The following is a 12,946-nucleotide window of genomic DNA, read 5'->3' on the forward strand; positions in this document are numbered from 1 at the left end:
ATGAGACTTTTTAAGGCAGCCATATCAGCTACAGTGAATACCACTTATTCAAATGGAGAAATATCCCATGAAATTTCCTACTATCATATTAGGCTTATCGACTTTCATCTTCTCAGGCATGACGCTGGCTGCGGAGCCACTGGCACCTCAACCAGAAACGTTTGGCAGCGTGTTACAGCTAGATAAATCGCAAAAAACGCAGCTCATTAACCTGCATGCTGATGCACAGGAGTGCATGAACAATATTGATGCAAGCCAATTTAATCCGCAGGCGTTTTTAAAAATGGTTAAAACGGGTAATGTGGATGAGAAAGTATTTAAGCAACAAATAGCGATCCAGAATGGACTGCATGAACAGGCGGCACATTGTCGAATTACGTATTACACCAACGTCAGTAAAATGCTCACGCAGGAGCAAAAAAAGAAACTCGTGGAGATGTATAAGCAGCAGGCCGCAGGGTAATTTCGCAAACCTGTTATTCATCGTGTTGCAGGCCGGGAAAACACCCCGGCATGCTCTTTCCGGAAGCCGCCTCGCAATACTGCATCACATGGCCTGGCAGCGGGCGGAGTTTGTGAAAGAGCAGAATTTTGGCCAAATACAACTCTATTTTCCTGGTAATTGCCTGTGGTAAGCCATCTGTTACTCTGGCTGTGCTTAAGGGATGACAAGGAAAAGAGATGCTGAATCCAGGATTCGTTACCCGCAATGCGCTTGCTGACTGGCAGGATGCTCCCGTTTTTTTACCTCAGTTCCAGTTTCATGAAAAACACCGAACGGTCATTCACACTACCCACCCTGAAACTATTCTGCCGTTGATCGCAAACTTTGACGTCCGGCAAGATCCGGTGATTCGCCAGTTGATGTCTTTGCGTCAATTGCCGCGAAAACTAATGCGCAATACGCAGGCTAATTCGATCAGTAATTTTGGGTTGCACAGTTTTACCCTTTTAAAAAGCTCTGCATCTGAGCTCTGCTATGGCTTACGAGGACAATTCTGGCGTACCGATTTCAACCTGGAAAACATACCGGATGCCAGTGCTTTTCAGACGCCCGTCGCGCCGGGCCGCGCGAAACTGCTGCTACGCTACCAGGTCACAGAACTGGCGTCAGGCCAATATGAACTCTCTACGGAGACGTTCGTCTTTTGTCCGGACAGAAGTACTCTGTTAAAAATGGCAGCTTATTGGCTGGCAATACGGGCGGGCAGTGGCTGGATCCGTAAAAGGACATTAAAAGCGGTTAAGTCCACACTCCAGGACATGGAGTGAACCCCTGACAGTGGTTCCATAAGGCAAATTAAACTACTTCGCTGTTGTTATCCGCTTTTGCGACGAGCCAGATTTGAACCAGGCTGCAGAGCGGATATGCTATGGCATCTTCTTTCATCCCGTATAAGGATGCGCTACTCTCACCAGTGCGTTCTCGACCAACACGGTTCGGAACCTGTCGGCTTGCCAGCAAAAGGATAAAAAATGAAAAAAATAATTCCAGAATATACACCCGTTGATTTATCGCGTTGGGCAAGAAAAGAGCATTTTGAGGTATTTCAGGGGTTTGCTCAAAGTACATTTAACCAAACGGTTCTGATAGACATTACCGCGCTGCTGAAACATATAAAAGAGGTTGGCTGGAAATTCTACCCTACGATGATTTTCCTCCTTGCTAAAATTGTCAACCGACATACGGAGTTCCGTATGGCCATAAAAAACAATGAGCTTGTCATTTGGAATGAAATTCATCCCAACTATACTATTTTCCATAATGAAACAGAGACCTTCTCGTCAATGTGGAGCCATTACGATGGCAATATTCAACACTTCCAGGATACTTATTCAGAAGACGTTGCACGCTATGGTAATATCCTTGCTTATTGGCCGAAGGAAGAGTCTCGGGAAAATATATTTTTCGTATCGGCTATTCCCTGGGTGAGCTTTACCAGTTTTAATGTCAACGTTGCTAATATGCAGAACTTTTTTGCTCCGATGTTCACTCTTGCAAAATATTACGAACAAGATGGAAAAGTATTGTTGCCTCTCGCCGTTCAGGTACACCATTCCGTGTGTGACGGTTTTCATGTGGCAAGACTGTTCAATGAGTTACAAGAGCTCTGTAATGACTTGCCACATCAATAAAAGGAGATCGGGAGCTTATTAATCAGACATCAACGATAGATTCTGAATATTCCGCAATGGATGCCAGTGCTCCCCCTCTCTCAAAGACCGCTTTCTCCTTTATCCCGGGCCTTCACTCCCTGCCGCCAGCAGTGGCACCACCACATCGCTAATGGGAACCGGGATACCGCGCGCGCGACCATAACGTTGAATAACACCGTTACGGATATCCCACTCCAGCGGCCGGTTGGCCTGACGATCTGCGAGGATCGATGTGCCTAAATCGGCAGGTGCACGCTGAAAGTTTGCCAGGATCTCTTGTGCCACCTCATCGTCCAGGTTTGCCCCCTCGGCACGAGCGACGGCCAGCCCTTCACGCAAATACGCAAGCGCCAGCTCGCTAATATCCTCGCGAGAGAACATCCCGGCGCGACGATTGGCCAACACCATCAGGCCAGCCACCGCATTTTGCAGCAGTTTGCGCCATGCCACACTGGAGAAATCTGCCGACAGTTCAACCGCACAGCGTGTGCCACGCAGGGCATCGACCACTCGTTGTGCCTGCGGGACATCCGGCAATGTCAGACGCGGTTTGGCGCGCAGCCATACAGAGGCATCCGGCTCACGCTGCGCCGGGAACCAGACCACCGACGGCAGCACCGTTGCGCCGTTGACCCACGGCGCAAGCTGGGCTTTTTGCTCAACGCCGTTTTGCAGGGCGCAGACCACGGTGTTTTCGTCACACAGCACGCGCAACCATCCGGCGCTGTCGGCATTTTGCGTCGTTTTTACCGCCACAAAAACCAGATCAACGGGGCGCGTGATGACGGTCGGATCCGTTAATACCGGACCGGGCACCACCGTTTCCCCCTCATCGTGACGCAAACGTAATTCCGGGTGCGCGGTGCGTCCGCACAACAGCGGCGTGCGGCCAGCGTCATGCAGCACTGCGGCAATGGTGGTCCCAATCGCACCGGGTCCAATCAGCGCAATGGTTGGATAGTCAGACATGAGTCACTCCCCTTTTGCTAAGCCTGCTAACAGTTATACCACCCTGAGACGAGCGCGCCACCCTCGTTGTCTATACTCAACACATAACAGACAACGGAGTGCGCCATGCCTTTACCCGATTTCAAGTCTTCTGAACCTTTCACCCTCGGCATCGAACTCGAACTGCAGGTGGTGAACCCACCTGGATACGATCTCAGCCAGGACTCCTCTGCCCTTATCGCCGCCGTCAAAGACGACATCAAAGGCGGTGAAGTGAAGCACGATATCACCGAAAGCATGCTCGAAATCGCTACTGGCGTGTGCCAGAACATCGACCAGGCGGCAGCACAGTTCTCTGTTATTCAGCAAAGCATTCTGCGCGCGGCAGCGGATCAGCATATTCAGATCTGCGGTGGAGGAACACATCCGTTCCAGAAGTGGCAACGCCAGGAGGTATGCGACGACGAGCGCTATAACATCAGGCTTGAGCGCTTTGGCTATCTGATTTTGCAGGCGACCGTGTTCGGCCAGCATGTGCACATCGGTTGCCGGACCGGGGATGACGCCATTTATCTGCTGCACGGTCTGTCACGTTTTGTGCCGCACTTTATTGCTCTGGCGGCGGCATCACCGTACATGCAAAACACGGACACGAAGTTTGCCTCGTCACGGCTCAACATCTTTTCGGGGTTCCCGGATCACGGCCTGATGCCATGGGTGAATAACTGGCAGGAGTTTGAAGGGCTGTTCCGCCGTCTGAGTGCCACCAGCATGATCGACAGCATCAAAGATCTGCACTGGGATATTCGTCCCAGCCCACATTTCGGCACCGTAGAAGTACGAGTGATGGATACCCCGCTGACGCTCGGCCACGCGATCAATATCGCCGGGCTGATCCAGGCGACCTCGTACTGGCTGCTGGCTACCCGGCCGTTTATACACCAGGAAAAAGACTTTCTGTTGTACAACTTTAACCGTTTTCAGGCCTGTCGTTACGGGTTAAATGGTATTCTGACGGACGTGCATACCGGTGAGCAAAAAACTGTGGCAGAAGATATTGCCTGGCTGCTTGAGCAGGTTGCACCGTCCGCCGGGAAGCTCGGTGCTACAAACGCGATGACGGAAATCGCCCTGCTGTTAAAACAGGGCAAGAGCGAAGCGCAACGCATGCGGGATTTTATCGCCGACGGTGGCTCGCTTATTTCTCTGGTTCAGAAACACTGCGAGCTGTGGGCGACGCCCCCGTAACTCCCCTATCCCCCAACACTCTTCAGGAGTCTCTCCGCATTGCTTTACATCCCGGGATGCCGGACAATGACATTTTTAACTGACGATTAACATTAAGATGAAACACCCGTTAGAATCGCTGCTCACAGCGGGAGGCATTTTATTGCTGGCCCTGCTTTCGTGCCTGCTGCTTCCTGCGCCCTCGCCAGGACTGGTGCTGGCGGAGAAGCTGGTTACCACCTTCCATATGGTCGATCTTAACCAGCTTTACACCATTTTGTTCTGCCTGTGGTTTTTACTGCTTGGGGTTATCGAATTCTTCGTGTTGCGTTTCGTCTGGCGTCGCTGGTTTTCACTGGCGTCCTAAGCCATAAAAAAGCCGGGTAATGGCTACGCCTTACCCGGCCTGAATTTCGATATGTTCAATGCGCCTGGCTATGATTCTCTTTGCGGTATGCTCCGGGCGGCTGATTAAAGGTGCGGGTAAAAATACGCGTAAACGTCTGCTGAGAGTCATACCCGTAGCGCAGGCAGATTTCATAGACGCGTTCGTCCGATTCACGCAAATCGCGCGCCGCCAGCAGCAGCTTGCGTTCACGGATATAACGTCCCAGACTCTCCCCTTTGTACTGCATAAAGAGTCTCTGCAGGTGCCATTTCGAGTAACCCGCGTGGCGAGCAATCTCGTCAATACGTAATGGCTGATGCAGGTTGTCGTCGATCCACTCGACGATGGTATCAATGACTTGAGCGGAAATGGTCATACTGCTCTCCCCTTCTGCTTCTCGTTTAAACATTATTCCCACCATTCACGAAATGTTTGCGTGGTATCGCTCACCCGAACAGGCTCACCCAACTCCGGTGTCAGCAGCCGATAGTTTTTGTCCTTGCTGGCTTTTGCCAGCTGGATCAGCGGGTCGTTCCATGTGTGTTTCGCCAGTACGAAGCGCCCGTTATGCCCGGGCACGACGGCTTTTGCATTAAGATCGGCTGAAGCCTGCGCCGTTTCATCCGGCAGCATGTGGATGTACTTCCAGTCCTGGTCGTACTGGCCGTTTTCCATAATGGCTAAATCCACCTCGCCAAACTGTTCGCCGATAGCCCTGAAGTGCGGGCCGTACCCGGAGTCACCGCTGTAGTAAACCTTCTGCTCTGGCGTGACGAACATAAAACTGCCCCACAAGGTTTGATCGCGTTTGATACCGCGTCCGGAGAAGTGACGCGCCGGCAGTACATGCACCGTCAATTCATCACTGATGCGCACAGACTGGTTCCAGTCTCGCTCGTCGATAATCTCTGGTTTCATCCCCCAGTAACGCAGGTGAGATCCGACACCCAGCGGCGTCACCACACGCTTCACCTTCGGCAGCAATGCTCTGATGGTGGCGTAATCCAGATGATCGTAGTGATCGTGCGAGATAATCAGCAGGTCGATTTCCAGCATGCTCTCAGCGCGCCACGGATACTCGCCAGCAAACGCTTTATTCAGGAACGAGAACGGCGCGGCGTAGTTACCCAGCACCGGATCGATCAGAATGCGTTTGCCCGCCAGCTGGAGATACCAGGAGGAGTGACCAAGCCACACCAGAGTCTCCTGCTCCAGCGGCAGGCTCGTGAGATCGGTTTTCACCATCGGCAGCGGCTGAGCCGGGCGTGCGTTTTCAGTTTTTTTGGTCAGAAACTCCCACATCGCCACCAGCATATTTTTGTCACCGTTATAACCCGGTGTTGGCAACGTATTGTGGAATTTCCCGTCACGATGTTGTGGGGAAGCCTCGACTTCCGTGAGCTGAGCCCCCTGCGGGGACTGGCCAAATCCGGCATTCAGAACAAACGGAAAACTTGCAGCTGAAGCAATAATCATGACAAACACCACGCAGATGAATTGAGGTTTTTTCATATCCTGACCCGAAAACGCCCCCATCCGATGGGTTGCGCGGGGTAAACTTGATTATGAGTGAGTAAGCACTCATTATAGATGTGATGATAAAGTCGTCAAGACGTTTTCGATCTTTGACATTCCGCGTTGCAGCGTGTCAAAGCACGTGTTTCAATCAGGGTTTTTATAATTGACAGGGGGAAAAATTTAGTGGCACGTCCGAAGAGTGAAGATAAAAAACAGGCCTTGCTGGAAGCCGCAACAGTGGCGTTTGCACAGTCAGGTATTGCCGCCTCAACGGCACTCATCGCCCGAAATGCGGGCGTCGCCGAAGGGACTCTGTTTCGCTATTTTGCTACGAAAGACGATCTGCTGAATGCCCTCTATCTGCACCTGAAGCAGGATCTCTGCCAGACCATGCTGGCGAACCTCGATCGCACCATTACGCTGCCAAAAGAACATACCCGCAATATCTGGAACAGCTATGTGGACTGGGGTATTCGTAACCCTGTTGCTCATGCGGCTATCCGTCAGATCGGCGTGAGTGAAAAGCTGAGCGTCGAAACGGAGCAGGAGGTGAAAGAGATGTTCCCGGAACTCCATGAGCTCTGCCGCCGTTCGATACGCCAGGTGTTTATGTCTGATGAATTTAAAACCTTTGGCGATGCGTTGTTTTTATCGCTGGCCGAAGCGACGATGGACTTTGCCACCCGCGATCCTTCCCGCGCCGTTGATTTTAAAGCGCTCGGCTTTGAGGTGATGTGGCGCGGACTTGCCCAGGAGGAGAGCGATGGAGAGTAAGGCATTGCAGGAGCATGCAAAACGCGTGGCGCTGGAACTGCCGTTCACCGAACACTGCTGGCCATTTGGGCCGGAGTTTGACGTGTTTAAAGTAGGCGGAAAAATTTTCATGATTGTGGCCGTCGCGCACGGGAGACCACACGTCAGCCTGAAATCAGACCCGGAGAAATCCCTGCTAAATCAGCAGATCTATCGCGGGATAGAGCCGGGCTACCATCTGAGTAAAAAGCACTGGATTTCCCTTTACGGCACTGACGATATGACACCGGAACTGGTTACCGACCTCATCAATGATTCCTGGCATCTGGTGGTGGATAAGCTACCGAAAAAAGACCAGAAGTGGATCCGTCCGGCCTGATTGTTCGTCTGAGACGAACAGAATAAGCGCTCGAATTGCACTTATCTTTTTCCGCGTCGCGCTGTAATCTGCTCACCTTTCGCGCCCGCGCACGGGCGAATTTCATCACCAGGAGTTGTTATGGATATCATTTCTGTCGCCCTGAAACGCCACTCCACCAAGGCGTTCGACGCAAGCAAAAAACTGACCGCTGAAGAAGCGGAAAAAATCAAAACCCTGCTGCAGTACAGCCCGTCCAGCACCAACTCCCAGCCGTGGCACTTTATTGTTGCCAGCACCGAGGAAGGTAAAGCACGCGTGGCGAAGTCTGCTGCGGGCACCTATGTCTTCAACGAACGCAAAATGCTGGATGCTTCTCACGTGGTAGTGTTCTGCGCGAAAACGGCGATGGATGATGCCTGGCTGGAACGCGTTGTGGATCAGGAAGAAGCTGATGGCCGCTTTGCGACACCAGAAGCGAAAGCCGCTAACCACAAAGGCCGCACCTATTTTGCTGACATGCACCGCGTGGATCTGAAAGATGACGACCAGTGGATGGCGAAACAGGTTTATCTGAACGTCGGTAACTTCCTGCTGGGTGTGGGGGCGATGGGTCTGGATGCAGTACCGATTGAAGGTTTCGACGCCGCGATCCTCGACGAAGAATTTGGTCTGAAAGAGAAAGGCTTTACCAGCCTGGTGGTGGTGCCAGTTGGCCACCACAGCGTGGAAGATTTCAATGCCACGCTGCCGAAATCTCGCCTGCCGCTGAGCACGGTTGTGACCGAGTGCTAATGCACACGGGCCGCTCGCTGCGGCCCGTTACGTTTTACCGACCGCCAGCATGCCAAATTCTCTCCGCATACCGCCCTATCACCGCCAGCGACACCGCCAGAATCAGGAAGAACACCACCTTATTCATGCCGTCCCAGAAGTACTCGAAATAGCGGGTATAAAGGTTGATGGCGAGAAACGTCAGGCCAAAACCGCGCAGCATACCGTCGTCGATTTTCAGGCTGATATAAATGCAGATTACCGCGGCCACCGCAAACAGCAGCGCCCACGGCAGAAGCGAAGCCTGCGTCACGCTGTACCAGTTATCAATATCGTAATTGCCAAATATCGACATGATCCACAGGGCAACAAACAGGTACGTTAACCCCATAGCTTTGCTGGTCGTGTAGAGCTGTCGCGACTGCAGCAGCGCACGCATAACCCAGCACAACGCCAGCAGCCCGCCGCCAAAGAAGATAAACCGCACCGGGTAGTTCATCCCCAGCCAGTACGCGCCCCAGCCGGATACATAGCCCGTCTCAGCACCAAACCAGTTGCCAAGTGAGAGCAGGAAAAACAGCCACACCAGCCCCGAGCGACCAAAAAAGCCCACCAGCCCGTAAATCACGCAACCTGCCAGGAACAACGGCGCAACGTGGCCGCTGCCGTTATCGAGCCGTTCGCCAAGCTGCCAGAGCGCGATGGCGGTAAAGAAGACCCCAAGGAACAGGATGGCCTCAGTACTGTAATGCCACTGTGTTTCCCGCCGCTGTCGACTGAATCCCCACAGGTAAAACAGCACCGCTATCAGCGCCGGTAGCCCGATGCGGGCGAAAGAAGAGAAAGCGAAGAATTCGATAATACGCGCCATCAACTCACTGTCGGAGAACAGGCTACCAATGGCGATGATCACGCAGGCGAGTGCCGTCCAGAAGGCGTAGCGGCTAAGGCGCTGCCAGTCCATGGTGACGCGTTTCAGGGTCCCGGTTAGCCGTTGATGTTCCTCGGGGGTTAATACGCCGTCCTGTTGCCACTCATCGAGTGCGCGACGTAAAAGCCGCTCCTGTTTTCGGGTAACGTTCATTTTGCCTGCTCCGCCAGCCATTCCATTGCTTTCTCCCCCGCGTCATCCACTGGCAGATAAACCAGCAGTCGCGAACCGTTGCGTGGGGCAGAGTACCAGTACATTTGTTGCAGGGTAAACTCCCCAAGTTCAGGGTGGGTGAATAGCTTGAGCTGGTTTTCCACACCGCGCACCTCGTTACGCTGGTGCCACAGGGTTTTAAACTCGTCAGATACCGCGAAGAAGCGTGCCAGTTTAGCTTCCCACAGCGGGTCCCCACGGTGCTCGGCCATCGCCGCCCGGAAATAGGAGACAAATATCGGCAGCACATCGTCACGTCTGCCAAGCCGGGCACGCCACGCAGGATGCGTGAGGAACAGATAAATACAGTTGCGATCTTCCGGCGGGATAGCATTGAAATCGACGCCCATCAGATGACCAAAGCTGTCGTTCCACGCCACGATATCGAAATTCGGTTTCTGAATGCTGGCCGGTTTTGGCATCAGCGTATCCAGCAGGCGGCGCGTACCTTCGCTGATCCCCTCGCAGCAGGTCGCCTGCGGCGCTTCACCCGGTGGTAACCCGGCCAGTACAAACAGGTGCCGTGTTTCAGTCGGGGTACATTGCAGTGCTTTTGCGACGGCGGCCATGACCGCGCTGGAAGGATTAACATCCCTGCCCTGCTCAAGCCAGGTGTACCAGGTCACACCCACGTCAGCCAACAGAGCGACCTCTTCCCGGCGCAACCCCGGCGTGCGTCGACGACCACTGCGCGGAAGGCCGAGACGCTGCGGATCAAGGCTTTCGCGACGGGCACGCAGAAACGCCCCCAGCTGTTTTCGGGTGTCATCCTGAAGTGAGACGACAGGTTCAGACATCAGCGCCATAAATCCCCCTGCATGGTAGTGCCAATACCAGTATAAGCAAGAACTGGTACCCGTTTATCAGATAGTTGATGCTACGACCATCTGATGAATGACGCAATGGAGTTACCATGAATACGTCAGTTGTTTCACCGGGTCGCGCAGGCCTGATATTGCTGTTAACCGGCCAGATGCTGCCCATGATTGATACCTCAATCACCAACGTGGCGCTGGACGCCATCACCCATTCCCTGCATGCCACCGCCACCGAGCTGGAGCTGATTGTCGCCCTATACGGCGTGGCCTTCGCCGTCTGTCTCGCGCTCGGCAGCAAGCTGGGGGACAACCTTGGCCGTCGTCGTCTGTTTATGGGGGGCGTGGCAATTTTTGGCCTGGCTTCGCTGCTGTGCGGGATTTCGGGGAACATTGAACAACTGCTTGCTGCGCGCATTGTGCAGGGTGCTGGCGCGGCGTTGATCATGCCGCAAATACTCGCCACGCTGCATGTCACCTTAAAAGGTACGGCCCATGCCAAAGCGATAAGCCTGTTTGGCGGGATCGGCGGGATCGCGTTTATCGTCGGGCAGATGGGTGGCGGCTGGCTGGTATCGGCGGATATCGCCGGGCTGGGCTGGCGTAACGCCTTCTTTATCAACGTGCCCATCTGTCTGGTGGTTCTGGCGTTGAGCCGTCGCTATGTGCCGGAAACCCATCGCGAAACGCCGTCGCGCATTGACTGGGTGGGCACCGTCCTGTTGGCAGTGATCCTCTGCTGCCTGCTGTTTCCGATGGCCCTCGGCCCGCAGTGGCACTGGTCATGGCCGCTGAAGGCCGCGCTGATTGCGATCATTCCGCTGGGATATCTGATGGTATTGAATGCCCGTAAAAAAGAGCGTGAGGATGCCCATCCGCTGATCCCACCGCGTCTGATACAGCTTCGCAGCATTCGCTTTGGCGTGCTGATTGCGATGCTCTTTTTCAGCGTCTGGTCCGGGTTTATGTTCTGTATGGCACTGACCATGCAAACCGGTCTCGGGATGGCACCGTGGCAGTCGGGGAACAGTTTTATCGCCCTGGGTGTGACCTACTTTATTTCAGCATGGTTTGCCCCGCGTCTGATCGCCCGCTACAGCACCAGCACGATCCTGCTGACCGGGCTGGCGATCCAGATTATCGGCCTGCTGGCGTTGATCGCCACATTCCGCCTCTGGGGCATGAACAACACAACGCTGACCCTGGTTCCGGCGACCGGCCTGGTTGGCTATGGACAGGCGCTGATCGTCAACAGCTTCTACCGTATCGGGATGCGCGACATCCAGCCTGATGATGCCGGTGCCGCGAGTGCGATCCTGAGTACGCTTCAGCAGGCGGCACTCGGTCTTGGTCCGGCCATTTTCGGCGCAATTTTGCTGCACGGGCTGAGGAATCATCACGGGGATTATACTCAGGCGATAAACCTCTTCCTGGCCGTCGAAACAGGTTTGATGCTTATCCTTGCGCTGGCGACATTACGTATGCGTCATCGACTGTGTCTGCCCGTGGTGAAGACCTGCCACGTCACTAAATAAGCCTGGCAGATTTGCATAACAGGTTTGCAGCCGCCATTATGGGGCTGCATCAATACAGGAGACGTTATGCAGGAATTAATTGCTCAGGTTGAAGAGTTAGGCATTGAAATTAATCACACCACTTCTTTAGTGATTATCTTTGGTATTATTTTTCTTACTGCCCTTATCGTTCATTTTATTCTGCACAAAGGGGTACTTCGCGTTTTTGAGAAACGCGCGCAGGCCAGTAGCCATTTGTGGTTACAGATCATTACCCAGAATAAATTATTTCACCGTCTGGCCTTTACCCTTCAGGGGATAATCGTTAACGTTCAGGCGGTTTTGTGGCTGCAAAAAGGCAGCGAAGCGGCTGAAATACTCACCACCTGCGCGAAGTTGTGGGTGATGGTCTATGCACTTCTCTCCTTCTTCTCCCTGCTGGATGTGATATTCAATCTGTCGCAGAAAATGGCCACCGCGTCACAGCTGCCGCTGAAGGGGATATTCCAGGGAATCAAGCTGGTGAGTGCGATTCTGGTGGGGATCTTAATTATCTCCCTGCTGATTGGACAATCCCCCGCCATTCTGATTAGCGGGCTGGGTGCGATGGCCGCAGTCCTCATGCTGGTATTTAAAGATCCGATTCTCGGGCTGGTCGCCGGAATACAGCTGTCCGCCAACGATATGCTCAAGCTGGGCGACTGGCTGGAAATGCCTAAATTCGGCGCGAACGGCACGGTGACGGATATTGGCCTGACCACCGTGAAAGTGAGAAACTTCGATAACACCATCACAACGATCCCAACATGGGCGCTGGTGTCCGATGCCTTTATCAACTGGAGCGGAATGTCGGCTTCAGGTGGGCGACGTATTAAGCGCAGTCTGAATATTGATACCACCAGCATTCATTTTCTCAACGAGCAGGAACAGCAGCACCTGATTCAGGCGAAGCTGCTTAAGCCCTATATGGCCGCGCGACACGAGGAAATTTCACTCTGGAATCAGAAGAACGGTGAAGGAGAGTCGGTATTAAACCTGCGTAAGATGACCAATATTGGCACCTTCCGCGCCTACCTGAATGAATATCTGCGCAATCACCCGCGTATTCGCAAAGATATGACGCTGATGGTGCGCCAGTTAGCGCCTGACGCGAATGGTCTGCCGATCGAAATATATGCCTTCACCAACACGGTGATCTGGGCAGAATATGAGGAGATTCAGGCCGACATCTTCGACCATATTTTCGCGGTGGTGGATGAATTTGGGCTGCGTATTCACCAGTCACCCACCGGAAACGACATTCGATCTCTGGCAGGTGTTATCGCGAAATAAGCATTTAAGCCCGGTAAG

General features: G+C 53.4%; 15 protein-coding genes. 10 read left to right on the top strand and 5 right to left on the bottom strand.

Annotation, left to right across the window (positions count from 1 at the left end; genetic code table 11):
- Positions 1 to 67 precede the first annotated feature (67 nt).
- From WB237_RS11495 to catA, 3 genes are all read left to right on the top strand, one after another.
- Positions 68 to 463 carry a Spy/CpxP family protein refolding chaperone gene (locus WB237_RS11495; protein ID WP_164881355.1) on the top strand — a complete coding sequence of 132 codons (396 nt, stop codon included), beginning with the start codon at positions 68 to 70 and terminating at the stop codon, positions 461 to 463.
- Positions 464 to 681: 218 nt separating this feature from the next.
- Positions 682 to 1,272 (top strand): hypothetical protein, encoded by a 591-nt coding sequence (locus WB237_RS11500; RefSeq protein WP_336213092.1) that lies wholly within the window; start codon positions 682 to 684, stop codon positions 1,270 to 1,272.
- Between the two features lie 204 nt (positions 1,273 to 1,476).
- The gene (catA, locus tag WB237_RS11505) at positions 1,477 to 2,136 is read left to right on the top strand and encodes a type A chloramphenicol O-acetyltransferase (RefSeq protein WP_129996514.1); all 660 of its coding nucleotides are present in this window, start codon (positions 1,477 to 1,479) and stop codon (positions 2,134 to 2,136) included.
- 99 nt (positions 2,137 to 2,235) lie between these two features.
- Here the strand turns inward: catA and WB237_RS11510 are convergent, their stop codons facing one another.
- The gene (locus WB237_RS11510; RefSeq protein WP_336213095.1) at positions 2,236 to 3,126 is read right to left on the bottom strand and encodes an oxidoreductase; all 891 of its coding nucleotides are present in this window, start codon (positions 3,124 to 3,126) and stop codon (positions 2,236 to 2,238) included.
- A 105-nt stretch (positions 3,127 to 3,231) separates the two neighbouring features.
- Between WB237_RS11510 and WB237_RS11515 the strand changes: the two genes are divergently transcribed.
- Together WB237_RS11515 and WB237_RS11520 are read left to right on the top strand one after the other, a co-directional pair.
- Positions 3,232 to 4,353, top strand: a complete 1,122-nt coding sequence (locus tag WB237_RS11515; RefSeq protein WP_336213097.1) for a YbdK family carboxylate-amine ligase — start codon at positions 3,232 to 3,234, stop codon at positions 4,351 to 4,353.
- Between the two features lie 97 nt (positions 4,354 to 4,450).
- The gene (locus WB237_RS11520; protein ID WP_028018441.1) at positions 4,451 to 4,699 is read left to right on the top strand and encodes a DUF1158 domain-containing protein; all 249 of its coding nucleotides are present in this window, start codon (positions 4,451 to 4,453) and stop codon (positions 4,697 to 4,699) included.
- Positions 4,700 to 4,754: 55 nt separating this feature from the next.
- On the opposite strand, the gene WB237_RS11525 is transcribed toward WB237_RS11520, so the two are convergent.
- The gene (locus WB237_RS11525; protein WP_049007437.1) at positions 4,755 to 5,096 is read right to left on the bottom strand and encodes a RamA family antibiotic efflux transcriptional regulator; all 342 of its coding nucleotides are present in this window, start codon (positions 5,094 to 5,096) and stop codon (positions 4,755 to 4,757) included.
- A 32-nt stretch (positions 5,097 to 5,128) separates the two neighbouring features.
- Positions 5,129 to 6,232, bottom strand: coding sequence for an MBL fold metallo-hydrolase (locus WB237_RS11530; RefSeq protein WP_336213099.1), 1,104 nt, complete (start codon positions 6,230 to 6,232; stop codon positions 5,129 to 5,131).
- Between the two features lie 189 nt (positions 6,233 to 6,421).
- On the opposite strand from WB237_RS11530, the gene WB237_RS11535 reads away from it, so the two are divergent.
- The 3 genes from WB237_RS11535 (at position 6,422) to nfsB (ending at position 8,144) form a co-directional block, all read left to right on the top strand.
- Entirely contained in the window at positions 6,422 to 7,012 is a 591-nt protein-coding gene (locus WB237_RS11535; RefSeq protein WP_336213101.1) for a TetR/AcrR family transcriptional regulator, read from the top strand.
- Positions 7,002 to 7,370 (top strand): MmcQ/YjbR family DNA-binding protein, encoded by a 369-nt coding sequence (locus tag WB237_RS11540; protein WP_336213103.1) that lies wholly within the window; start codon positions 7,002 to 7,004, stop codon positions 7,368 to 7,370. The genes WB237_RS11535 and WB237_RS11540 overlap by 11 nt, the downstream gene beginning before the upstream one ends.
- Before the next feature lie 120 nt (positions 7,371 to 7,490).
- Entirely contained in the window at positions 7,491 to 8,144 is a 654-nt protein-coding gene (nfsB, locus tag WB237_RS11545) for an oxygen-insensitive NAD(P)H nitroreductase (protein ID WP_028018446.1), read from the top strand.
- A 34-nt stretch (positions 8,145 to 8,178) separates the two neighbouring features.
- Here the strand turns inward: nfsB and WB237_RS11550 are convergent, their stop codons facing one another.
- Entirely contained in the window at positions 8,179 to 9,207 is a 1,029-nt protein-coding gene (locus WB237_RS11550) for a DUF2157 domain-containing protein (RefSeq protein WP_336213104.1), read from the bottom strand.
- Positions 9,204 to 10,073 (bottom strand): helix-turn-helix transcriptional regulator, encoded by an 870-nt coding sequence (locus WB237_RS11555; protein WP_336213105.1) that lies wholly within the window; start codon positions 10,071 to 10,073, stop codon positions 9,204 to 9,206. Before WB237_RS11555 ends, WB237_RS11550 begins: the two co-directional genes overlap by 4 nt.
- Before the next feature lie 107 nt (positions 10,074 to 10,180).
- Here WB237_RS11555 and WB237_RS11560 point away from each other — a divergent pair, with 107 nt between their 5' ends.
- On the top strand, positions 10,181 to 11,617 hold the full coding sequence (locus tag WB237_RS11560) for an MFS transporter (RefSeq protein WP_336213107.1): 1,437 nt from the start codon (positions 10,181 to 10,183) through the stop codon (positions 11,615 to 11,617).
- A gap of 66 nt (positions 11,618 to 11,683) precedes the next feature.
- Positions 11,684 to 12,928 (top strand): mechanosensitive ion channel family protein, encoded by a 1,245-nt coding sequence (locus WB237_RS11565; RefSeq protein WP_336213109.1) that lies wholly within the window; start codon positions 11,684 to 11,686, stop codon positions 12,926 to 12,928.
- The last annotated feature ends 18 nt before the right edge of the window (positions 12,929 to 12,946 follow it).

The organism is Enterobacter sp. P82 (assembly GCF_037053385.1).
Taxonomy (GTDB): Bacteria; Pseudomonadota; Gammaproteobacteria; order Enterobacterales; family Enterobacteriaceae; genus Enterobacter.